Here is a 20,080-nt window from a genome sequence, read left to right as displayed (position 1 = left end):
CGGTTTCGGACAGGCGTGCGGCTCGGTGGTGGTCAGCGCTCGACGGGGCGGACCGTGACCGAGGTGGTCGAGAGGGTGGCCTCCACCCAGATCTCCGCGCCGCGTTCGACGGGGACGGCACTCTTCGCGGAGAACTTCACGGTCTGGCCCGCGAGTCGCAGCAGGACCTCGCCGTAGCCGTCGGCCGGGATCGGTGTGACGACGGAGCCCGAGGTGCCGACGAGGTCGTCGCCGCGTGGTGTGGCCGTGGTCTGATCCCGCATCAGGGCCTGGCTGAACTTCCAGGTCAGCCAGGCCGCGACGACGCCCGCCACGGCGCCGGCCGCGAGGGCCACCGGGATGCCGGTGCCGGTGGTGCCGAGCACGATCGCGCCGCCGAAGCCGAGCATGGACAGGAAGCCGGCGATGACCGGCAGCGAGAGCAGGCCGTCGAAGAAGCCGTTCAGCAGCCCGCCCAGTGCGTCACCGAGGAGCCCTTCCAGGATGCCGTCGAAGATCAGGGAGAGGGCGAGAAGGACGATTCCCGCAATGCCGAGACCGAGAAGAACGGTCACGTGATCACTCCCCCGGTGTTCGCTGTCCCCCGACGCGCTTCTGTCGAACTGGCTGAATGGTCCCACGGCGGGCGTTGTGGGGGTACTGCCGGAGTCCGGCAGTCTTCACGGAGTTCTGATGCCGGAGAGCTGCTGGGCGAGGGTGTCGAGCGACTGGAAGGTGGCACCGAGCAGCGCGACGTGCTTCCAGCGCAGCACACCGTCCGGCCCGATCAGGAACACGGACCGGCGTACGCCGATACCGGGCGCGGCGACCCCGTAGGCGCGGGCGGTCTCCCGCCCCGTGTCGGCCAGCAGGGGCATGCGCAGGCCGTGGCCGCGGGCGAAGGACTCGTGGCTGTCCACACCCTGTGGACTGATTCCCCAGACCTCGGCGTCGAGGCCTTCGAAGGTCTCCAGGCCCGAGGAGTAGGAGCAGAGCTGCTTGGTGCAGACGGTCGTGTTGTCACCCGGGTAGAAGGCCAGGACGACCGCCCGGCCGCGCGCGGCGGAGAGCGTGTGGTCGCGCCGTTCGAAGGTGTCGTCGGTGAGTGTCCCGCCAGGGAGGGTGAAGTCCGGTGCGGGCTGGCCGATGTGAGGTCCTGACGCCATGTCGGCGCTCCTTGGGTCGCGTACGGGTACGGTCCGTGCCTCGTACAGTGAACGGCACTTCTGACGCATGGACACGTTCGGCCCATCCGTACGCCGTCCGGCACCGAACATGGGGGGAGTGCGCGGGCGTCGGCCCCGCACACCCATCTGGAGGTACGTGTGGCCGCAAGACCGCCCTCGGCAGCGGTGCTCGTCCTCCACGGCGGCTACGAGACGGGCCTGTCGGCGCCGGCACCCGGCGCTCTGAACCTGCCCGGCCTGCGGATGCTGCCGGTCTCGCGCGTGGTGGCCCGCGCGGTGCGCGGTGACTCCGGTGTGCGCGTCCAGCGGGTCCGTTACACGCACCGGGGCTGGAACGGCTCCCGCGAGGACCCCCTGCACGACGCCGTACGGACGCTGGACGCCCTGCGGCGCGAGGCGGGGGACATCCCCGTGGTCCTCCTCGGCCACTCCATGGGCGCACGCGCCGCGCTCCACGCGGCCGGGCACCCCCTGGTCCGCTCGGTGATCGGCCTTGCCCCGTGGTGTCCGCCCGGAGACCCGGTGACACAGCTGGCGGGGCGAGACGTGGTCCTGCTGCACAGCACCCGGGACCGGGTGACGAGTCCCCTGGCGTCCCAGTCGCTCATGGCCAGGGCACGCCGCGCGGGGGCCCGTACCTGTCTGGTGACGATTCCGGGCAGCGACCACGCGATGATCCGCCGGGCCCCGGCCTGGCACCACCTGGCCGGCCTGCTGGTGACCGGGCTGCTCGGGCTGGCCCCGGTGCCGAGCCGGGTCGCGGCCGCCTTCGAGCTGCCGCCGGGTGCGGCGGCGTCCGAGGGGACGGTGTCCCTGGACAGCCTCGGCACCGGTGGCCCCGGTCCGCGGAGATGCGGGGCGGAGCGGGGCGGCGGACGATGAGGTGCCGGGTGCCGGGCGGCCTTGTGAGGACCGGCCCCTCCGCACACGTCGGGCGTGTACCCCTCTGGAGGCTCCGTTGCATGCCGAAGAGCACGCCGACCCGCCGCGCTCCGACGCCGCGGCGCTGGCCGCGCTGATCGGCAGCAGCCCGGCCGGGGTCGCCGTCTTCGACACGGAGCTGCGCTACGTGTACGTGAACCCGGCACTCGAACGGCTCAACGGTGTCCCTGGCGCCGCGCACCTGGGCAGGACCGTCGCCGAGGTGCTGCCGGACATGGCCGTGCGGACGGACGTGATGCGGCAGGTACTGGCCGACGGGCGGCCCCGTGAGATCACCACCAGCGGGCAGACCTGGGTGGACTCCGTCATTGAGCGGCGGTACTGGCGTGTCGCCCTCCACCGGCTGGAGGAGGACGGGCGGGTCCGGGGGCTGGTCGGGATCGCCCAGGAGGTCACCGCCACCCAGAACGAACGGGAGGAGCTCAAGAGGGCCAGGAGCTATCTGACGCTCCTCGACAACGCGGCCGTCAGCATCGGCACGACGCTCGACGTGGAAACCACCTGTCAGGAACTCGCGGAGTTCGTGGTGCCCGTCATGGCCGACGCGGCCGTGGTCGAGATGATCCCCCAGGACGACGGGCAGAGCCGGCGTGAGCCCCCGCCCGGAGTGCTGCGGCTGCGGCGCGCCGGAGTGGCGGCCACCCCGGAACTCGCGGACGCGCTCGATCAGTTCGGAGGGCCGGGTACGGACATCGACTACCAGGAGGACGCGGCCGTGCCCCGCTGCCTGGCCGCCGACGAGCCGGTGATCGAGAACCTCTCCGGCGACCGGCAGCCCGGCCGCGCCGCGCCCACCCCCGAACGGGTCGCCGCCTACCGTGCCGTCGGCCTGCACTCGGCGGTCGTCGTGCCGCTCACCGCGCGCGGACGCCCGCTGGGGGTTCTCAGTCTGCTGCGGGCCGGGGACTCGCCGCCGTTCACCGAAGGGCTGGACGTCGTCGTCGCCCGGACGCTCGCGGGCCGAGCCGCCGTCGACGTGGACCACGCGTACCGCTACACGCACGAGCACCACGTCGCCGTGGAGCTCCAGCGGTCCCTGCTCTCCGAGCCGCGGGTGCCGAACCCGGGCATCGAGATCGCGTCGCTCTACCTTCCCGCGGGGGAGGGGGCGGTGGTCGGCGGCGACTGGTTCGACGCCATTCCGCTGAAGGGGGGCCGCCACATGAAGGTGATGGGCGACGTGATGGGCCACGGCGTGGAGGCGGCCGTCGCCATGAGCAACTACCGCTCGATGCTGCGCCTCATGGCCGAGGACGACCACCCGCCGCACCGCGTCCTGGATCGTCTCGACAAGGCCGTCGAACGGTCCGGCCTCGACCGGGCGGCGACGTGCCTGATCGCGGTCGTCGACCGGCGGGAGGGGGTCTGCGAGGTGGCCAGCGCGGGGCATCCGCCACCGGTGTTCCTCGACCCGGGGGCCACCGGGGCGCGGGTGGCGGCCATGCCCGTGGGGCCGCCCCTGGGAACGGGCTTCGGCGGGTACAGGACGACGGTGCTGCCGTGCGGGCCCGGGACGGTGCTGTTCATGTACACCGACGGGCTGGTGGAACGCCGGGGCGAGGACATCGACGTGTCCATCGGGCGGCTCACGCGGCTCACCCTTCCGGCCGGCGGACGGCTCCAGGACCTGCTGGACGAGGTCGTGGACCGGTTCGCCGACACGGCCGAGGACGACATCGCGGTGCTCGTGTCGAGGAGCCGGGGCTGCTGAACACCTCTGGCATCCAGGGGCGTTGTCGGTGGCGGGTGCGACGATCCACACCATGGACCCACTCCTCCTCACCGACATCGAAGCCGCGATCCGCAGCAGCTGGGACGCGGACACGACCACCCCCGCACACCGGGCGCACTGGGATCCGGGGAACCCGGCCCGGGACCAGTGCGGTGTGACCGCCCTCGTGGTCAACGACCTGCTGGGCGGCGAGCTGATCCGGGGCGAGGTGCGGATCGACGGCGAGCGCGTCGACTACCACTGGTGGAACCGGCTGGGCATGGGTGTGGAGATCGACCTGACGCGGGAGCAGTTCGCACCGCACGAGACCGTGTCCGGGGGCGTGGCCGTCGAGCGGCCCGCGGAGATCGTCCGGCTCCGCGAGGAGTACGAGCTGCTCCGCGCCCGGGTGCTGGACGGGCTGCGGGGGCGGACAGGGGTGGAGGCCCGGACCGCGGCGCTCTGAGCACGGGGCGTCCGGCGGCGCCCTTCACCGGTGGTGCTGCCGCGAGTGTCTGCGGAGCCGGCGCAGGACGAGCAGGGCGGACGTGACCAGGGGCAGAACTCCCGCCAGGGTGTGCGCGGCCGTCAGCTTGCCCTGGGTGGCTCCGGCCCTGCGCACCTGCTTGACGGCACGCACGACGGCGACCGCGCTGCTGCCCAGGCTCAGGAGCAGACCGGCTTTGGAGTTCGACGTCTTCCTGGGCATGCGGTGCTCCCTCCGGCTCGCTGCGCAACCCCTCCGTCAACGAAACCGGCTCCCGGGCAGACCCGCAATCGGGGCCGTCCGGGCCGGCCGGGCGAACGGAACCGCCCGGAGCTCCGGGCTGCTCAGCAGCGAGGGACAAGGCGGTCCCGCGTGGTTCAGGCGAAGAGGAAGCCGGCCGCCGTCGCCGCCCCCACCGCCGCCCCCGCGGCCGTCTGGGCCACCGAGTGGTAACGCAGTGCGACCCGCGACCAGCACACGGCCAGGGCCGGGGCACCCGCGCACAGCCACCACAGTGAGTGCGTGGTGCTGAGAAGAGCGACCACGGCCGACGCGACCGCCGAGTCGACCGAGATCTTCCAGAGCGTGTTGACCGCCAGGAGCACGGTCGTCATGACCCACAGGGAGCAGGTGGCGATCAGGATGCCGCGGGGCGCGTGGCCCAGCACCATGATCAGTGCGCCGGTGCCGAGCGAACCCAGGATCACCAGGAAGACGGGGGCCCGCTGGGTCCGGTCCACGACGTGGCGGTCGCCCCAGGTACCGCGCCCGCGTTCCCACTCGATGTAGCCGGCGGGGACCAGGCCGGCGCAGAGGGCGCCGAGGAACCCCCAGGGGAGCCCTGTCCAGTCACCGGCGGAGGCCGCCCCGATGGCGAGCATGCCCACGAGCAGGACGTTGCGGGGCTGCAGGACGTCAGTGACCGTACGGGCCACCGCGGTGGTCCTGTCGGTGCCGCTCATGCTGTGTGCTCCCGGTCACGTGGGCCTCGCGGGCCGGGAAACGCCCGTGGCCGCGCATGAACGTAGCCCTTCACGACGGGGGATGCGTGAAGGGCTACCCGTGCAGTATGACCGTTCGCAGGTCTGCCGACAACTGACCGGTCGGTCAGCGTCGTTGGGGTGTCCGTGTGGCTACGGAGGGCTCTCGCCCGGCGCCCCGCGGGACGCACCCGGGCCCCCGCGAGGCCGGGGGCGGCGGAAACCTGTTCCGGCCGCGATAGACATGACTTTTCGGTACGCCTAGGCTTTCTTGTGCAGCCAGGCCATATCGGTGGTCCGGTGCGCAGCAGAAGAGGTGCAGATGCCCCCGGAATCCCCGTCGCACGCCACGGACCGTTTCGACGACGACGACTACCCCGCGTACACGATGGGGCGGGCCGCCGAGATGATCGGTGCGACAGCAGGCTTCCTCAGGGCGATCGGTGACGCCCGCCTGATCACCCCGCTGCGCTCCGAAGGCGGCCACCGCCGGTACTCGCGCTACCAACTGCGCATCGCCGCCCGGGCGCGCGAGCTGGTGGACGGCGGCACCCCGATCGAGGCCGCCTGCCGCATCGTCATCCTGGAGGACCAGCTCGAAGAGGCCCTGCGCCTCAACGAGCAACTGCGGCGGCCCGCAGCCGGCCGGAGCGGCGTCGATTCCTGACCGGCGCACGGGTGCATATCTGTTTTGGCGGGCACAGAAATACGCGCAATGAGCGGTGAGGGTTTATGCCGTGCACGGTGGAGCGAAGCCATGGTGATATGGCGTACAGCTCGCTTGTGCCCAAATCGTGCTACTGTTGATCTCAGTTGCAGTTGTGGTTCCCAAAACTTCAAGTGCACTCGCCGGTTCACTCCGGTGGGCGCACTTTTGTATTTCCGGTCTTTTCCGGACGGGGCAATCATTTGCGGCGACGTAGGGCTCGCACAGTGCGGGCCCACGGGCAACGCCCCGAAGGAGATATGACATGGCTACTGGCACCGTGAAGTGGTTCAACGCGGAAAAGGGTTTCGGCTTCATCGAGCAGGAGGGTGGCGGCGCTGACGTCTTCGCCCACTACTCGAACATCGCCGCCCAGGGCTTCCGCGAGCTGCAGGAAGGCCAGAAGGTGAACTTCGACGTCACGCAGGGCCAGAAGGGCCCGCAGGCGGAGAACATCACCCCCGCCTGATCACTCAGGCGTACGGCGCAGCTGGGGCCCGCACCTTGGGGTGCGGGCCCCGGCTCGTTGTGTTTTACCCGGCCGTTGTCACGGCTGTCGCACCGATGGAGTAATTCCCGGTGTGTACGCGTCATGGCGCGGCAGTTATCTGCAGTCATGTGGAGTACCGAATCCGGCTGGTTCATCCGGCGGACGGACTTCGTTTTTCGTTATTTCACCGGCTCGTTCTTGCGATTCTTGGCGCCGTACATGGCTGCAGCCGCCCGGAAAGAATCCCTCGATACGTGCCATTCGAGGGAAAGGTTCTCCATTGAACCGCGATCGCACAGCTCGCACGAACGACCGATTCTCCCGGACGCGTTCCGGCGGATCCACCGGTAGCCGCACCGCCAACGGATTCCGCTCCTCGGGGTCCGGCAGGCCGGGCGCCCCGGGCTCGCAGGGCCGCTCCGGCGGACCGAAGCGCTCCGGCGGCTACGGCCGCCGCTCCTCCTCCGTCTCGGGTGAGTTCGCCCTGCCGGTGACGATCACCCCGGCGCTGCCCGCCGCGGAGTCCTTCTCGGACCTGGACATGCCCGCGCCGCTGCTCGCGGCGCTGGCTTCGGAGGGCATGTCCGTGCCGTTCCCCATCCAGGGGGCCACGCTGCCGAACTCGCTCGCCGGACGTGACGTCCTGGGCCGCGGCCGCACCGGATCGGGCAAGACGCTCGCCTTCGGCCTGGCCCTGCTCGCACGCACCGCGGGCAACCGCGCAGACGCGCGCCGTCCGCTGGCCCTGGTCCTCGTCCCCACCCGGGAACTCGCCCAGCAGGTCACCGACGCGCTCACCCCGTACGCCCGCTCCCTCAAGCTCCGGCTGGCCACGGTCGTCGGCGGGATGTCGATCGGCCGCCAGGCCAGCGCGCTGCGCGGCGGCGCCGAAGTCGTGGTCGCCACCCCGGGCCGCCTCAAGGACCTCATCGAGCGCGGCGACTGCCGGCTGGACCGGGTCGCCATCACCGTCCTCGACGAGGCCGACCAGATGGCCGACATGGGCTTCATGCCCCAGGTCACCGAGCTGCTGGACCAGGTGAACGCCGACGGCCAGCGGATGCTGTTCTCGGCCACTCTGGACCGCAACGTGGACCTGCTGGTCCGCCGCTACCTGCACGACCCGGTCGTCCACTCGGTGGACCCCGCGGCCGGAGCCGTGACGACGATGGAGCACCACGTGCTCTACGTCCAGGGCGCCGACAAGTACGCGACGACCACCGAGATCGCCGCACGCGAGGGCCGGGTGATCATGTTCCTGGACACCAAGCACGCGGTGGACAAGCTCACCGACCACCTGCTGCACAGCGGCGTGCGGGCCGCGGCGCTGCACGGGGGCAAGTCGCAGCCGCAGCGCACCCGCACCCTCGACCGGTTCAAGACCGGTCATGTCACGGTGCTCGTCGCCACGAACGTCGCCGCCCGCGGCATCCACGTCGACAACCTGGACCTGGTCGTCAACGTCGACCCGCCCAGCGACCACAAGGACTACCTGCACCGCGGCGGCCGTACCGCGCGCGCCGGGGAGTCCGGCAGTGTCGTCACGCTGGTGCTGCCCAACCAGCGCCGCGAGATGACCCGGCTGATGGCCGACGCCGGGATCATCCCGCAGGTCGCCCAGGTCCGCTCCGGCGAGGCCGAGCTCAACCGCATCACCGGAGCGCAGGCGCCCTCGGGCGTGCCCGTCACGATCACCTCACCGGTGACGGAGCGCAAGAGCAGCGGTTCCGGCCCCCGTGGCCGGCGCGGCGCGCGTCCCGGCCAGGGGCGCCGCTCCAACGCCAACACGGCGACGCCGCAGGCACGTGCCGCGGCGGCGCAGCGCCGGTCCAACAAGGCCGCGTAGTCACCCGGCCGGGAGCCCGGCCGCCCCTGTCCGGCTTTCTTCGCGACCATCTTGTTGAGGCACCATGCGCTGTGTCATCGCCCGTTTCCCCTTCGACCTCTTCAAGAACGAGGTGGAGGAATCGATGAAGGGCATCAAGCCCGAACCTGTCACCGGTGACGCGGTGGTCATCAGCCGCCGCGTCTATCCCGTGAAGCAGGTCGGCGAGATCATCACCCGGCAGGACCGCCGGGACTTCACCGCAGGCGAGGTGACCAGGGCGCTGACGCGTCTCGGCTTCACCTGCCGCCCGGCGGAGGTTCCCGCGCCCGCGGCGCCGCCGCTCACGCCGCTGGAGAACGCGTCCGCCCTGCTCGGAACGCCCAGCGAGGCCTGATCCGCCGCTCCGTCCCGTACACCCGCACCCCCGAGGCCCTCCCGGCCCGGGGGTGCGGTGCGTCCGGGGTGTCAGGGGGCGGGCCTGGGCTTCCTGGCCCAGTCGAGCCGGGGCTCCACCGCGTACCGGAACACCCGCTGGACGGGTGGGCTGCAGAGGGCCGTGACCATGACCGCGGCGGCGGCGGTCACGAGGAGCCGGCCCAGCGGGGTGGAGACGATGTCCACCTCGAAGAGGTCCAGCTTGATCGCGCCCTTGATGACGAAGCCGTGCAGCACGTAGCCGTAGAGCGTGCCCGCGCCCAGAGCGGTCATCCACAGCCTGCGGTTCGGCACCCAGGCGAGGAAACAGGCGCTGAGCAGCAGAGCGCAGGCGAACAGGAGCAGGGTCACCGGGGCGCCCGCCCAGGCGGGCGAGCCGAGCTGTTCGGCGCCGTACCGGCGGAAGAACCACGAAGTCGTCGTACGGGGCACCGCCCAGTACGCGGCGGCCAGGGCCACCAGGCAGACCGGGACGGACACGATGCGCATGGCGCGGCTGCGCACGAAGTCGAAGTGCTCGGGACGCAGCTGGAGGCCCAGGACGTAGTACGGGAGGAACTGGAGGATCCGCTGGAGGTGCAGGTCCCCGCCGATGTTGCTGGTCACCGCTCCCATGGCCGCGATGACCAGGGAGACCGCCACGGGCAGGCGGACCGTCTGCCAGAAGGGGGTGGTGAGGCGCCAGAGGAACAGGGCGGGCAGGAACCACAGCAGCCAGTACGGGGTGAGCGGGCTCAGGGGGAAGGTGGGGGTGCCGGTCAGGCGCTCGAAGAGGGTGTAGGCGATCTCGAACACGGCGTAGGGCACGGCCAGGCTGGTGACGAGCTTCCACACCCGGTCGGACCGCAGTTCCAGGCCGCGCGAGAAGTATCCGGCGATGATGATGAAGACCGGCATGTGGAAGGTGTAGACGAAGGTGTAGAACGTCTCCACCACGCGGCCGCTGCCGGGCAGGGGCTCCCACGAGTGCCCCATCGCCACGAGGACGATGGCCAGGTACTTCGCGTTGTCGAAGAACGGGTCACGGCCGGGGCGGGACGGTGCGGTTGCCGGTGCTCCGGCCCCGGCGGCGGCCGGTCCCGGCGGGCGTGAGGTCAGGGAGGGCATCGGGCCACCCTAAGGGCTGCCCCCGGTCCCCGGCGGGCGCAGGACGATCCCCGGTGGGGACACGGGAACAGCCAAGGCACCTGGCCGCGCTCCTCGGAACGCCCGGTACGTCCGGCGCGCGGTCGTCCCCGCGCCTCGGGGTGCGCCGCGTCCGACGCCGCGCCCGGATCCACGGGGGACACCGGGACGGCCCTCGATCCGGCCGGGGCGGCGCGGGGGATCAGGGACCCGGGGATCCGGGGATGCGGGGATCAGGGGATCAGGGGATCAGGGGATCAGGACCAGCTTCCCGGTGGTCCGGCGCGCGAGGAGGTCCTCATGGGCGCGCCGGGCGTCCGCGAGCGGGTAGCTGCCACCGGTCACGGGCTTGAGCCGGCCCGCTTCGACCAGGGCGAACAGCTCCTTCAGGGGGCCGCCGACCGCGCCCGGAGCGGCAAGGGCGGGGCGTAGCCAGAATCCGACGACGGAGGCGTTGAGACGGCCCAGCCGGCCCGGGTCGACAGGGGTGAAGCCGGTGCGGGCGGCGTTGCCGTAGGTCACGAGCCGGCCGAAGGAGGCCAAGGAGTCCAGGGCCTGGTCGAAGAGGTGCCCGCCGACGGCGTCCAGGACGACGTCCGCCTTCTCCGGAAGGGGGTACGTGATCACCGCGTCGGCGCCGAGGTCCAGGACGAGCCGTTCCTTGGCCGGGGTGGAGACCTGGGCGAGGACCCGGCCCGCCCCGAACTCCCTGGCCAGCTGGACGGCGAGGCTGCCGACGCCACCCGCCGCGGAGTGCACGACGACGCTCTCACCGGTGCGCAGACGGGCCGCGGACCGCAGCAGGTGCCAGGCGGTCAGTCCCTGCATCATGAGGGCGAGCGCCTGGGCGGCACCGAGCTCCTCGGGGATCTCCAGGACGCCGGACTCCTTGGCGGTCACCTGCTCCGCGTACCCGTGCGAGACGCGGGCCAGCACCCGCCTGCCGTCCGGGGTGCGGCCGACGACCTCGCTGCCCGGGACGTGGGGGAGGGCATCGGCGCCGAGATAGGAACCGTCCACCTGGTGGGTGTCCGCGAAGTTCACCCCGGCGGCCTCGACGGTGAGGAGCACCTCTCCGGGCCCGGGCTCGGGAGGGGCCATCCGCACGGGACGGAGTACTTCGGGACCACCGAAGCGGTCGAACTGGATGGCGAGCATGCCGCACGATACCGCGGGGTGATCGAGGCCCGAGGGGGTCTAGCGACCCGGGCAGCTCCGCACAGGTCGGGACAAAACAGTACGTACGGTTTGTTTTGATGGTCGCCCTGGTTCACCGTCCCACGGGTACGGAACGGGCCGCGTACCGCCGGACCGTGCCGGCTTCCCGTACGCACCGGAGCCGTGGGCGTGCCGGCCGGGACCGAGCGGTACGCGGGCGGCCGTGTCCGGGACCGGCCTGCCACACTGCGGCCATGAGCGATCTTCTCCACGACAGAGTCGTCCTGATCACCGGGGCGAGCAGCGGTATAGGTGCGGCGGCGGCGCGGGTGTTCGCCGGCGAAGGTGCGACGGTCGTCCTGGCCGCCCGCAGGGAGGACCGACTGGTCTCACTGGTGGCCGAGTTGAAGGACAAGGGAGCCCAGGCCTCCTACGTCGTCTGCGATGTCACGGTCGCGGCGGACGCCGCCCGGGCCGTCGGCTTCACGGTCGACACCTACGGGAGGCTGGACTCGGCCTTCAACAACGCGGGGCTCGGAGGTGACCGGACTCCCCTGCACCTCATGGGCGACGACGTCTACGACGCCGTGATGGACGTCAACGTGCGCGGCGTCTGGAACTGCCTCCGGCACGAGATAGCGGCCATGCTGCAGAACCCCGGCAACTGCTCCATCGTGAACAACAGCAGTGTGGGCGGGCTGGTGGCCATACCGGCGGCCGCGCCCTACATAGCGGCCAAGCACGCGGTCGTCGGCCTCACCAGGGCCGCCGCCGACGAATACGCCCAACAGGGGATCAGGGTCAACGCGGTGGCGCCGGGTACCACGCGCAGTGAGATCACCGCCGACTGGTTCGGGCGCAACCCGGGTCTCGAGGAGATGGTCAACAGCCTTACGCCGCAGGGGCGTACAGCCGAACCGGAGGAGATCGCCAACGCGGCCGCCTGGCTGCTCAGCGACCGCTGCCCCTTCCTCACGGGCACCGTCATGCCGGTGGACGGCGGCTTCGTCAACCAGTGAGCCCTCAGCCGCAGGGACCGCTCAGCCGGCTCCGGAAGACCGTTTCTCCGTCCTGTGTCGCCGTGACCAGTACCGAGGTCTCTCCGGGGGCGGCGGGCAGGATCTCCGCCTCGACCCAGCAGGGGCGGTCGAACTCGGCGTACCGTTCGAAGGTGCTGGTGACGGTAGTCGCCTCGAAGCGTGCGGGGTGAACGGCGGCGTGCGCGGCCTGGTCGGCAGCCTCCATCAGGGCGAGCCCGGGGACGTGGTCGACCGGGTGGTCGTACAGCACGGCGTTGTCGACGTCGTTGCGCAACTGCCAGTGCCGGGGGCGGTCCCCGGCCGCCAGGACGACGTCGGCCGGGGTGGACCGGCCCACGGTGCGGGGGTCCACCGGAGCGGGCAGCGGCCACGCGTTCCAGTCGACGGTGAAGTGTTCGCCGCGAAGCCGGCGGTAGACGCGCGTGGAGAGCCAGCCGAACTCGGAATCCGCGCGGACCGCCACGCTGCCACCCCGGATGATGCGGAATTCCATGTCGAGTGAACTCACCTTCCTCCCCCGCTCCTTGGCGTTCCTGACCGTGACCTCGACGGTGAGGTCGCAGGCACCCTCGGAGGGGACTTCGAACCCAGGGGTGACGGTGAAGTCGAAGTAGTTCAGCAAGGTGTGGTCGGAGAGGGGCGCGCCGTACGCCGCGTGCGCGATGGTCAGGCCGCTCTGCCGGACGGTCTGGGTGAGCATCCGCGGGTCGTAAGGGAGGCCGGCAGCGGGGGCCGGCCACCTCGCGGACAACGAGAACTCGTCATCTTCCCTGCGTCGCCACGAGGTGAGGAGGACCATGTCGGTACGTCCGAGGTGGACGTACTCCTTGCGGATGCCGTCCCGTCCCTCAGCTGCGGAGAGCGGCGGGCACGGCACGGCGGGTATGTCGGGCACGGCCCTCCCGGACATGGCGCAAAATGGGTATTACGGCGCTGATATGATACCGGTTCACCGGTACTTTTTGAAGTAGCGTCATGCAACGTTCAAAGGGGAGCGCGAGTTGGCACGACAGCAACGGGCGATCCGCACGCGCCGAATCTTCCTGCAAGCCGCTGCCGAGGTCTTCGACGAGCACGGCTACGACGCCGCCACCATCGCCGCCATCCTCGACCGGGCCGGTCTCACGCGGGGGGCCCTCTACTTCCACTTCACGTCGAAGGAGGAGCTGGCCCGTGGTGTCCTCCAGGAGGCGGTGACGTCGGACGGGGTCACCCCGCAGACCTTCAAGCTGCAGGAGTGGGTGGACATGGCGCTCCTGCTCGCCTACCGGCTGCCCCGGGAACCCCTGCTCAGCGCCTCGATCCGGCTGTCCGTCGACCCGCGTGCGCGCGGGCTCTTCGGCACCCGCTGGCCGGACTGGATCGCTCTCGGCACGGAGATGCTGACCGAGGCCAAGGAGCGCGGCGAGCTCCTTCCGCACGTCGATCCGGAGGCCACGTCCCGGCTGGTCGTCGGGGCGTGGACCGGGGTGCAGCTGGTGACCGAGTCCATGGCCGAGCCGCCGGACCTGGTCGCCGAGATATCCGCGCTCTTCGAGCTCATCCTCCCCAACAACGCCGTCCCGGGCGTGCTGGCCCGCCTCGACACCTCCCCGCACCGCGCGGCACGCATCATGGAGCAGCAGCGGGCGGTCGCCGCTTCCTGACCGCCCGGCCCCGGCCACGGGACGCGCGGCGCCGTGTCACCCGACTGGGTGCGGGTGCCTGCGACGTGGCTGGTCAGCGCGCATGGTGGCCCTATGTGGCTTCGCCGAACAGCCGTGTGCGCCACGGTCGTGCCGCTGGCATTCCTGGTGTTCCGGGACGCGCCGGTACGGCTCGCCGCGCCCGAGCAGGCCACCGCGAAGCCGGCGACGCCGGCCGGTGCCCAGAGGCCCGCGATCGTCACGCGGGCGCAGTGGCACGCGGACGAGAGCCTGGTGAAGGAGGACGCGGTGTACACGGGGGTGGTGAAGGCCGTCTTCGTCCATCACACCGGGCACACCAACGCGTACGACTGCGCCGACGCCCCCGAGATGCTCCGGGCGATGGAGGAGGCGCACGTCCGGGGCGAGGGCTGGGACGACATCGGCTACAACTTCGTCGTCGACCGGTGCGGGACCATATACGAGGGCAGGGCGGGAGGGGTCGGTCGCTCCGTGCGCGGTGCCCATGCCACCGGGTTCAACGCGCACAGCGTGGGGATCGCGGCCCTCGGCACCTTCGACCCCGGCGTACCGGTGCCGAAGGCGCTCATCGAGGGGATCGCGAAGGTGGGTGCGTGGAAGCTGGATCCTGCCGTCGATCCTGGGGGCATCGTGCGCATGGTCTCGACGAACGACGAGAGCCTCTACAGGCGCGGCGAGGTGGTCTACCTCCATGCCGTGGCCGGTCACCGCGACACCTTCCAGACGTACTGCCCCGGTGAGGCGCTCTATGCGCAACTGCCTGCCGTCCGCGCGGAGATGGCCAGACTGCGGGCCCTGAAGGGGTAGTGCCTACCCGGCGACGTACTGGGTGAGGACGGCCTGCACCTCGTAGATGTCGACGCCCTTGGTGAAGGTCTTCTGGATCGGGGTCGGGGAGCCGGAGACCCAGATCTTGAGCTCCGCGTCCAGGTCGAAGGTCCCCGCCGTCTCCACGGCGAAGTGCGTGATGCTCCGGTAGGGGACCGAGTGGTACTCCACCTTCTTGCCGGTCATCCCCTGCTTGTCGATGAGGACGAGCCTGCGGTCGGTGAAGAGGATCGTGTCGCGGATCAGGAGATAGGCGGCGTGCACCTGCTCGCCGTGCCCGAGAAGCCGTGCGTAGTCACGCTGCGCAGCAGCCGGATCGACGGAGTGCGCGTTGCCGAACAGTGCCATGAGGAGCCCTCCACCCGAGTGAATGTGCGGCCTTTGAACGCGTCAAAGCCCAAGGAAAAGATTATCGGCGGCTTATCTGTTCGTGCCCTTGCACACCTTCTGGAGCACAGCGGAGGAATACCGTCATGCCGGCATCACCCCTCGCCAAGCGGCCCGTCGAATCGGTGCTCGCACTTCTGCTCGTCCTCCTGAGCGTGCTGGGCCTCTCCGGCCGCAGCGCCGCGGCCGCCCCGGCCCAGGCTCCCGCCCAGGCGGTACCGGCCCAGGCCGTCCCGGCCCGAGCCGTCATCGCGCCGACCGTCACGGCGGGTACGGACTGGGACCGCATCGCCGAGTGCGAGAGCAACGGCCGCTGGAACATCAACACCGGCAACGGCTACCACGGCGGACTGCAGTTCGCGCCCTCCACCTGGCGGGCCTACGGCGGCGGGCAGTACGCACCCCGCGCCGACCTCGCCACCAGGTCCGAGCAGATCGCCGTCGGTGAACGCGTCGCCCGCTCCCAGGGGATGGGCGCCTGGCCCACCTGCGGCCGCCTCGGTGCGAACGGTACGTCGAAGTCCTCGTCCTCGTCCTCCACGTCGTCCTCCTCGTCCGACGGCGCCGACCGGAGCGACAGCTCGCAGGCGGCTCCTCAGCGGCAGTCGGCCGGCAGTTCGAACAGTGGCTCGTCCGGTGCCTCGTCGTCGGACGGCAGCACGAGCGACAGCTCCACCCGCGGTGACAGCGGCGTGACGCACCACTCCGAGGATCTGGCCGACGCGGAGACGTACGTCGTCGAGTCGGGAGACTGCCTGTCGGTGATCGCCGCCCGCGCGGACGTGCCCGGTGGCTGGCCCGCGCTGTACGAGCTGAACCGCGAGGTCCTGGACCAGGGGCCGCACCTCATCTTCCCCGGTCAGCGCCTCCGTCTGAACGCCTGAACCATGACGGCCACGCCCACCCGCCGAACTGGCGGTACCGGACCGTCCACTGCGGGCCACGGCGTTCCTGCCCGTGCCGGGAAGCCCGGACAGGACCGGACGGCGGCTGATCCCCGGGGGCGCCGAACAACACAGCAGGCGGCACGACAGATGACACGACAGGCGGCACGACAAGCGGCACGACAAGCTGCACGACAGGCGGCACGACAGGCGGCATGACAGCCATCACAGCAGGTGGCACAGCAGGTCGCGGGCGCGGATGGCGTACGCGGACGGCGGACCGGCGGCCTCGTCGCGGCGGAGCGGTCCAGGAGGGACACCAGGTGGCAGACCTCGCGTGGGAACGCGGCCGAACCGAGCACGGCGTCGCGCCGGGCAAGGAGCGCGGTGCGGTCCTGACGCCGGTGGCGCGATCGGCGTACGGAGAGACATCGCAGGACGGGCATCGACAGGACGCTGTCGGCGGGCCCGGCCCCGGCGCACATGCGGACGGCCGGGCGGCCGGCCGACTCCTCGACACCGCGCCGGACGTCCCGTGGGTCGCCGAAAGAGGTGTCACGGTTCCCGGTGGTGCATGGACCACACGGAACCCTGCCGGACGGACACGGCGAACGGCACCCCGGCCGCACTCCTCCCCCGCTCCGGCGGCCCAGGCCGGACCCGGTCCGAAACCTGGCCCGGGGCCTCACCGCTCAACGGCCCACGGAGTCCGCGTCGCGGGCGGTGGCGGGCGCGTTCCCGGATTCCGCCTGGTGTCGGCGGCAGTCGTGGTTGTGACACGGCCCAGGACCCCAGTGCGGGACGAAGATGCCGAGGGTCTTGTGCCGCGCCAGTACGGTCGCGACGGGCTGCTTGCAGGCCGGACACACGTACTCGGTCTCCGCCTGCCGATCGGTCTGACGCTCGGTTCTGGCCATGCTTTTACGGTAGACCTGAAGGAGACAATTAGAAACTTTTCCGGCTTTTTACCCGCCTCTGCTCCCAGGAACGGGAGACGCCCCGACGAAGGGACCACCGGTCATGGCCCGCGCACCGTCACCGGCCGCAGTCCTGCTCTCCGTGCACGCGGTGGTCTTCGACACGGACGGCGTGATCACCGACTCCGCCCCGGCCCACGCCGCGGCCTGGAAAGAGGCGTTCGACGCCTGCCTGGCCCTCCACGAAGGCCAGCGGCCGTTCGACGAGGGGGACGACTACAGGCGCCATGTCGACGGGAAGTCGCGCAAGGACGGTGCCGCCGCCTTCCTCGCGTCCAGGGGTCTCCGCATTCCCGAGGGCAGGCCCGACGACCCGCCGGGCACCGCCACGGTGTGGGCCGTCGCCGCACGCAAGGACGAGGTGTTCACCCGGGGCCTGCGCACCCACCCGATCGCGGTCTGGCCGGGGACGGTCCGCCTCCTGCGCGTCCTGCACGACGCACGGGTGCCGTTCGCCGCCGCGTCCGCGTCCCGGCACGCGACGGAGCTGCTCGCCGGGGCCGGTCTCCTGGACCTGTTCACGGCGGTGGTCGACGGCAACGAGGCACGCCGCCTGGAGCTGCCCGGCAAACCGGACCCCGCCCTGTTCACCGAGGCGGCACGGCGCCTGGGGGTCCCGGCCGGGGAGACCGCCGTCGTGGAGGACGCGCTGGCCGGAGTGGAGGCGGGGCGGCGTGGAGGCTTCGGGCTGGTCGTCGGGGTGGACCGGACGGACAGCACGGAGGGGGCCGCCGCGCTACGCCGTCACGGCGCCGATCTCGTGGTGGCGGATCCCGGGGACCTGCTGATCAACGGGGAGGACTGATGGCGCGCGGCTGGATCTGGGCGTACGAGGGGTACGAGCCCGGGAAGGAGCGCCTGCGGGAAGCGCTGTGCACCCTCGGCAACGGCTACTTCGCCACCAGGGGAGCCGCGCCCGAGACCCCTGCGGGCGCGACGCACTATCCGGGTACCTACGTGGCGGGCTGCTACAACCGGCTGACCTCCTCCGTCCAGGGACGCCAGGTCGAGAACGAGGACATGGTCAACCTCCCCGACTGGCTGCCGCTGCGCTACCGCATCCATCCCGCCGGCGCCGGCGCCGGACCCGGACCCGGCCCGTGGCTGACCCCGGACCACGCTTATCTGGCGGAACACCGGCAGTGGCTCGACCTGCGCGGCGGGACACTGACCAGACGCTCGGTGTACGAGGACGGGGCCGGCCGCCGGCTGACGGTGGAACAGGAACGTCTGGTCCACATGGGCGATCCCCATCTGGCGGCTCTGCACACGGTGTTCTCCGCCGAGGGGTGGTCGGGGGAGCTGGAGGTGGAGGCGGTGATCGACGGCGACGTCCGGAACTCCGGTGTCGCGCGCTACCGGGAGCTCGCGAACCGCCACCTGACCGGCTGGGAGACCGGTACGGAACCGAAGTCCTCGGTGTGGCTGCGCTGCCGCACGGTGGAGTCGGACATCGGCATCGCCCTGGCCGCCCGCACCGTGGCCTCCTGCGGCCCGGAGCGGAACGGGGACCACCGGGCCGAACCCCGGCAGGAGCCGCGCGCGGTGCATCAGAAGCTGATGCTCCCGCTGGCCCCGGGCTCCGACGCCGTCGTCGACAAGACGGTCGCCCTCTTCACCTCCCGTGACCCGGCGATCGGCAGCCCGTTGCGGGCCGCGGTCTCCGCGGTCGACGGCGCACCGGTCTACTCCCGGCTGCTGGTGTCGCACCGCAAGGCCTGGGCGGATCTGTGGCAGCAGGCCAGGCTGGAGGTCCCCGGGGAGGCCGGACGCATCCTGCGGCTGCACCTCTTCCACGTGCTCCAGACCCTCTCCCCGCACACCGCGGAACTCGATGTCGGGGTGCCGGCCAGAGGGCTGCACGGGGAGGCGTACCGGGGGCACGTCTTCTGGGACGAGCTGTTCGTCCTGCCCTTCCTGAACCTGCATCTCCCGGAGATCTCGCGGGGGTTGCTCGACTACCGTCACCGGCGGCTGCCCGCGGCCGTCGACGCCGCGCGCGCCGTGGGCAGGAACGGGGCGATGTACCCGTGGCAGAGCGCCGACGAGGGGCGTGAGGAGACCCAGGAGGTCCATCTCAACCCCCGCTCGGGGCGCTGGCTGCCCGACCGTTCACGGCTGCAGCACCATGTCGGCTCGGCCGTGGCCTACAACGTGTGGCAGTACTGCCAGGCCACCGGCGACACGGAGTACCTCTACTCCAAGGGCGCCGAGATGATGCTGCAGGTGGCCCGTTTCTGGGCGGACAGTGCCGTGTGGGACGACTCTCTCGGGCGGTACCGCATCCGGGGCGTCGTCGGGCCCGACGAGTACCACGACGCCTATCCGGACTCGGACGAGGCCGGACTCGACGACAACACGTACACGAACGTGACGGCGGCATGGGTGCTGGCACGGGCCGGTGAGCTCTGCCGCGCTCTCCCCGCGAGCCGATGCCGGCAGCTCCTCGACCAGATCCGGCTCGACCGGGAGGAGACGGACCGCTGGGACGACATCTCGCGCCGGCTGTACGTGCCGCACCACCGGGGTGTCATCAGCCAGTTCGCCGGTTACGGAGATCTGGCCGAGCTGGACTGGGAAGGCTACGGGGAGCGCTACGGGGACATCCGGCGCCTCGACCGGATCCTGGAGGCGGAGGGCGACACCGTCAACCGCTACCAGGCGTCCAAGCAGGCGGACGTGCTGATGCTCGGCTACCTCTTCTCGCCGAAGGAACTCGCCGCGCTGTTCCGGCGGCTCGGACACGAACTCGACGACGAGACCTGGCGGGCCACCGTCGACTACTACGTGAAGCGCACGAGTCACGGCTCCACCCTCAGCTCGCTCGTCCATGCCTGGGTGCTGGCCAGGGTGCACCGGGACGACGCCTGGGTGTACTGCGAGGAGGCGCTGATCGGCGATGTCGCCGACATCCAGGGCGGGACGACCGAGGAAGGCATCCACCTAGGGGCGATGGCGGGCACCCTCGACTTCGTGCAGCGCGGGATGACGGGCCTGGAGACGCGTGACGACGCCCTGTGGCTCGCTCCGGCCACACTGCCCCAGCTCTCGAAGTTCCGGATGCGGCTCCGGTTCCGCCGGCACTGGGACGTGGACCTGCGCCTCCGTGCCGAGCGCCTGCGGATCGCCGTGCCCGACTCGGAACGGCCGGGGGTGCGGGTGAAACTCGACGGCAGCGCGTACGTCGTCGAGCCGGGCACGGCACGGTGGCTGGAGCTGCCGACGGACATGCCCGGAGGGTCGTGAGAGGCCGTCCGTACGAGGCCCTT

At 71.3% G+C, this 20,080-nt stretch carries 22 protein-coding genes; 13 read left to right on the top strand and 9 right to left on the bottom strand.

Features of this window, described 5'->3' with window-relative positions:
• Positions 1-32: 32 nt before the first annotated feature.
• On the bottom strand, positions 33-554 hold the full coding sequence (locus OO67_RS01210) for a hypothetical protein (protein ID WP_033296665.1): 522 nt from the start codon (positions 552-554) through the stop codon (positions 33-35).
• Between the two features lie 105 nt (positions 555-659).
• A complete protein-coding gene (locus OO67_RS01205; RefSeq protein WP_033296664.1) occupies positions 660-1,145 on the bottom strand; it encodes a peroxiredoxin in 486 nt (161 codons plus the stop codon).
• A gap of 159 nt (positions 1,146-1,304) precedes the next feature.
• Between OO67_RS01205 and OO67_RS01200 the strand changes: the two genes are divergently transcribed.
• The 3 genes from OO67_RS01200 (at position 1,305) to OO67_RS01190 (ending at position 4,285) form a co-directional block, all read left to right on the top strand.
• Positions 1,305-2,048, top strand: a complete 744-nt coding sequence (locus OO67_RS01200) for an alpha/beta hydrolase (RefSeq protein ID WP_033296663.1) — start codon at positions 1,305-1,307, stop codon at positions 2,046-2,048.
• A gap of 76 nt (positions 2,049-2,124) precedes the next feature.
• Positions 2,125-3,819 carry a SpoIIE family protein phosphatase gene (locus OO67_RS01195; RefSeq protein WP_033296662.1) on the top strand — a complete coding sequence of 565 codons (1,695 nt, stop codon included), beginning with the start codon at positions 2,125-2,127 and terminating at the stop codon, positions 3,817-3,819.
• A gap of 52 nt (positions 3,820-3,871) precedes the next feature.
• On the top strand, positions 3,872-4,285 hold the full coding sequence (locus tag OO67_RS01190) for a YunG family protein (protein WP_033296661.1): 414 nt from the start codon (positions 3,872-3,874) through the stop codon (positions 4,283-4,285).
• 24 nt (positions 4,286-4,309) lie between these two features.
• Here the strand turns inward: OO67_RS01190 and OO67_RS01185 are convergent, their stop codons facing one another.
• Positions 4,310-4,528 carry a hypothetical protein gene (locus OO67_RS01185; RefSeq protein WP_033296660.1) on the bottom strand — a complete coding sequence of 73 codons (219 nt, stop codon included), beginning with the start codon at positions 4,526-4,528 and terminating at the stop codon, positions 4,310-4,312.
• A gap of 155 nt (positions 4,529-4,683) precedes the next feature.
• Positions 4,684-5,268, bottom strand: coding sequence for a hypothetical protein (locus OO67_RS01180; protein ID WP_033296659.1), 585 nt, complete (start codon positions 5,266-5,268; stop codon positions 4,684-4,686).
• A gap of 340 nt (positions 5,269-5,608) precedes the next feature.
• On the opposite strand from OO67_RS01180, the gene OO67_RS01175 reads away from it, so the two are divergent.
• The 4 genes from OO67_RS01175 to OO67_RS01160 all read left to right on the top strand — a co-directional run bounded on the left by OO67_RS01175 (position 5,609) and on the right by OO67_RS01160 (position 8,704).
• Complete coding sequence (locus tag OO67_RS01175) at positions 5,609-5,953, top strand: MerR family transcriptional regulator (protein ID WP_033296658.1); 345 nt, start codon at positions 5,609-5,611, stop codon at positions 5,951-5,953.
• A 304-nt stretch (positions 5,954-6,257) separates the two neighbouring features.
• On the top strand, positions 6,258-6,461 hold the full coding sequence (locus tag OO67_RS01170) for a cold-shock protein (protein ID WP_031090619.1): 204 nt from the start codon (positions 6,258-6,260) through the stop codon (positions 6,459-6,461).
• Between the two features lie 301 nt (positions 6,462-6,762).
• Positions 6,763-8,328, top strand: coding sequence for a DEAD/DEAH box helicase (locus OO67_RS01165; RefSeq protein ID WP_033296657.1), 1,566 nt, complete (start codon positions 6,763-6,765; stop codon positions 8,326-8,328).
• Between the two features lie 64 nt (positions 8,329-8,392).
• Positions 8,393-8,704, top strand: a complete 312-nt coding sequence (locus OO67_RS01160; RefSeq protein ID WP_033296656.1) for an SCO5918 family protein — start codon at positions 8,393-8,395, stop codon at positions 8,702-8,704.
• A 71-nt stretch (positions 8,705-8,775) separates the two neighbouring features.
• Here the strand turns inward: OO67_RS01160 and OO67_RS01155 are convergent, their stop codons facing one another.
• Positions 8,776-9,852 carry an acyltransferase family protein gene (locus OO67_RS01155; protein WP_033296655.1) on the bottom strand — a complete coding sequence of 359 codons (1,077 nt, stop codon included), beginning with the start codon at positions 9,850-9,852 and terminating at the stop codon, positions 8,776-8,778.
• 267 nt (positions 9,853-10,119) lie between these two features.
• On the bottom strand, positions 10,120-11,028 hold the full coding sequence (locus OO67_RS01150) for a quinone oxidoreductase family protein (RefSeq protein WP_033296654.1): 909 nt from the start codon (positions 11,026-11,028) through the stop codon (positions 10,120-10,122).
• A 254-nt stretch (positions 11,029-11,282) separates the two neighbouring features.
• Here OO67_RS01150 and OO67_RS01145 point away from each other — a divergent pair, with 254 nt between their 5' ends.
• Positions 11,283-12,047, top strand: a complete 765-nt coding sequence (locus tag OO67_RS01145; RefSeq protein ID WP_033296653.1) for a glucose 1-dehydrogenase — start codon at positions 11,283-11,285, stop codon at positions 12,045-12,047.
• A gap of 4 nt (positions 12,048-12,051) precedes the next feature.
• Here OO67_RS01145 and OO67_RS01140 read toward each other — a convergent pair whose 3' ends face one another.
• Positions 12,052-12,963, bottom strand: a complete 912-nt coding sequence (locus OO67_RS01140) for a ScbA/BarX family gamma-butyrolactone biosynthesis protein (protein ID WP_244299994.1) — start codon at positions 12,961-12,963, stop codon at positions 12,052-12,054.
• Between the two features lie 106 nt (positions 12,964-13,069).
• On the opposite strand from OO67_RS01140, the gene OO67_RS01135 reads away from it, so the two are divergent.
• On the top strand, positions 13,070-13,714 hold the full coding sequence (locus OO67_RS01135) for a ScbR family autoregulator-binding transcription factor (RefSeq protein WP_033296651.1): 645 nt from the start codon (positions 13,070-13,072) through the stop codon (positions 13,712-13,714).
• A gap of 93 nt (positions 13,715-13,807) precedes the next feature.
• Positions 13,808-14,542 carry a peptidoglycan recognition protein family protein gene (locus OO67_RS01130; RefSeq protein ID WP_033296650.1) on the top strand — a complete coding sequence of 245 codons (735 nt, stop codon included), beginning with the start codon at positions 13,808-13,810 and terminating at the stop codon, positions 14,540-14,542.
• A 3-nt stretch (positions 14,543-14,545) separates the two neighbouring features.
• On the opposite strand, the gene OO67_RS01125 is transcribed toward OO67_RS01130, so the two are convergent.
• Positions 14,546-14,911, bottom strand: coding sequence for a PH domain-containing protein (locus tag OO67_RS01125; protein WP_033296649.1), 366 nt, complete (start codon positions 14,909-14,911; stop codon positions 14,546-14,548).
• 125 nt (positions 14,912-15,036) lie between these two features.
• Here OO67_RS01125 and OO67_RS40420 point away from each other — a divergent pair, with 125 nt between their 5' ends.
• Complete coding sequence (locus tag OO67_RS40420; RefSeq protein WP_033296648.1) at positions 15,037-15,834, top strand: LysM peptidoglycan-binding domain-containing protein; 798 nt, start codon at positions 15,037-15,039, stop codon at positions 15,832-15,834.
• Between the two features lie 692 nt (positions 15,835-16,526).
• Here the strand turns inward: OO67_RS40420 and OO67_RS01115 are convergent.
• Positions 16,527-16,751 carry a hypothetical protein gene (locus tag OO67_RS01115; RefSeq protein ID WP_033296647.1) on the bottom strand — a complete coding sequence of 75 codons (225 nt, stop codon included), beginning with the start codon at positions 16,749-16,751 and terminating at the stop codon, positions 16,527-16,529.
• Between the two features lie 103 nt (positions 16,752-16,854).
• On the opposite strand from OO67_RS01115, the gene OO67_RS01110 reads away from it, so the two are divergent.
• A complete protein-coding gene (locus OO67_RS01110; RefSeq protein WP_033296646.1) occupies positions 16,855-17,616 on the top strand; it encodes an HAD family hydrolase in 762 nt (253 codons plus the stop codon).
• Positions 17,616-20,057 carry a glycoside hydrolase family 65 protein gene (locus tag OO67_RS01105; RefSeq protein WP_033296645.1) on the top strand — a complete coding sequence of 814 codons (2,442 nt, stop codon included), beginning with the start codon at positions 17,616-17,618 and terminating at the stop codon, positions 20,055-20,057. The genes OO67_RS01110 and OO67_RS01105 overlap by 1 nt, the downstream gene beginning before the upstream one ends.
• Positions 20,058-20,080: the final 23 nt, after the last annotated feature.

Source organism: Streptomyces atroolivaceus (genome assembly GCF_000717025.1).
In the GTDB taxonomy this organism is placed as follows: domain Bacteria; phylum Actinomycetota; class Actinomycetes; order Streptomycetales; family Streptomycetaceae; genus Streptomyces; species Streptomyces atroolivaceus.
This window is presented reverse-complemented; position numbering and strand designations above follow the sequence as displayed.

What these genes read in the sequence shown, in the direction of transcription:
- OO67_RS01160 (WP_033296656.1), top strand. Translation starts at nt 8,393, where the DNA reads ATGCGCTGTGTCATCGCCCGTTTCCCCTTCGACCTCTTCAAGAACGAG.
- OO67_RS01185 (WP_033296660.1), bottom strand. Translation starts at nt 4,528, where the DNA reads ATGCCCAGGAAGACGTCGAACTCCAAAGCCGGTCTGCTCCTGAGCCTG.
- OO67_RS01125 (WP_033296649.1), bottom strand. Translation starts at nt 14,911, where the DNA reads ATGGCACTGTTCGGCAACGCGCACTCCGTCGATCCGGCTGCTGCGCAG.
- OO67_RS01170 (WP_031090619.1), top strand. Translation starts at nt 6,258, where the DNA reads ATGGCTACTGGCACCGTGAAGTGGTTCAACGCGGAAAAGGGTTTCGGC.
- OO67_RS40420 (WP_033296648.1), top strand. Translation starts at nt 15,037, where the DNA reads ATGCCGGCATCACCCCTCGCCAAGCGGCCCGTCGAATCGGTGCTCGCA.
- OO67_RS01105 (WP_033296645.1), top strand. Translation starts at nt 17,616, where the DNA reads ATGGCGCGCGGCTGGATCTGGGCGTACGAGGGGTACGAGCCCGGGAAG.
- OO67_RS01180 (WP_033296659.1), bottom strand. Translation starts at nt 5,268, where the DNA reads ATGAGCGGCACCGACAGGACCACCGCGGTGGCCCGTACGGTCACTGAC.
- OO67_RS01110 (WP_033296646.1), top strand. Translation starts at nt 16,855, where the DNA reads ATGGCCCGCGCACCGTCACCGGCCGCAGTCCTGCTCTCCGTGCACGCG.
- OO67_RS01155 (WP_033296655.1), bottom strand. Translation starts at nt 9,852, where the DNA reads ATGCCCTCCCTGACCTCACGCCCGCCGGGACCGGCCGCCGCCGGGGCC.
- OO67_RS01115 (WP_033296647.1), bottom strand. Translation starts at nt 16,751, where the DNA reads ATGGCCAGAACCGAGCGTCAGACCGATCGGCAGGCGGAGACCGAGTAC.
- OO67_RS01175 (WP_033296658.1), top strand. Translation starts at nt 5,609, where the DNA reads ATGCCCCCGGAATCCCCGTCGCACGCCACGGACCGTTTCGACGACGAC.
- OO67_RS01190 (WP_033296661.1), top strand. Translation starts at nt 3,872, where the DNA reads ATGGACCCACTCCTCCTCACCGACATCGAAGCCGCGATCCGCAGCAGC.
- OO67_RS01145 (WP_033296653.1), top strand. Translation starts at nt 11,283, where the DNA reads ATGAGCGATCTTCTCCACGACAGAGTCGTCCTGATCACCGGGGCGAGC.
- OO67_RS01150 (WP_033296654.1), bottom strand. Translation starts at nt 11,028, where the DNA reads ATGCTCGCCATCCAGTTCGACCGCTTCGGTGGTCCCGAAGTACTCCGT.
- OO67_RS01130 (WP_033296650.1), top strand. Translation starts at nt 13,808, where the DNA reads ATGTGGCTTCGCCGAACAGCCGTGTGCGCCACGGTCGTGCCGCTGGCA.
- OO67_RS01205 (WP_033296664.1), bottom strand. Translation starts at nt 1,145, where the DNA reads ATGGCGTCAGGACCTCACATCGGCCAGCCCGCACCGGACTTCACCCTC.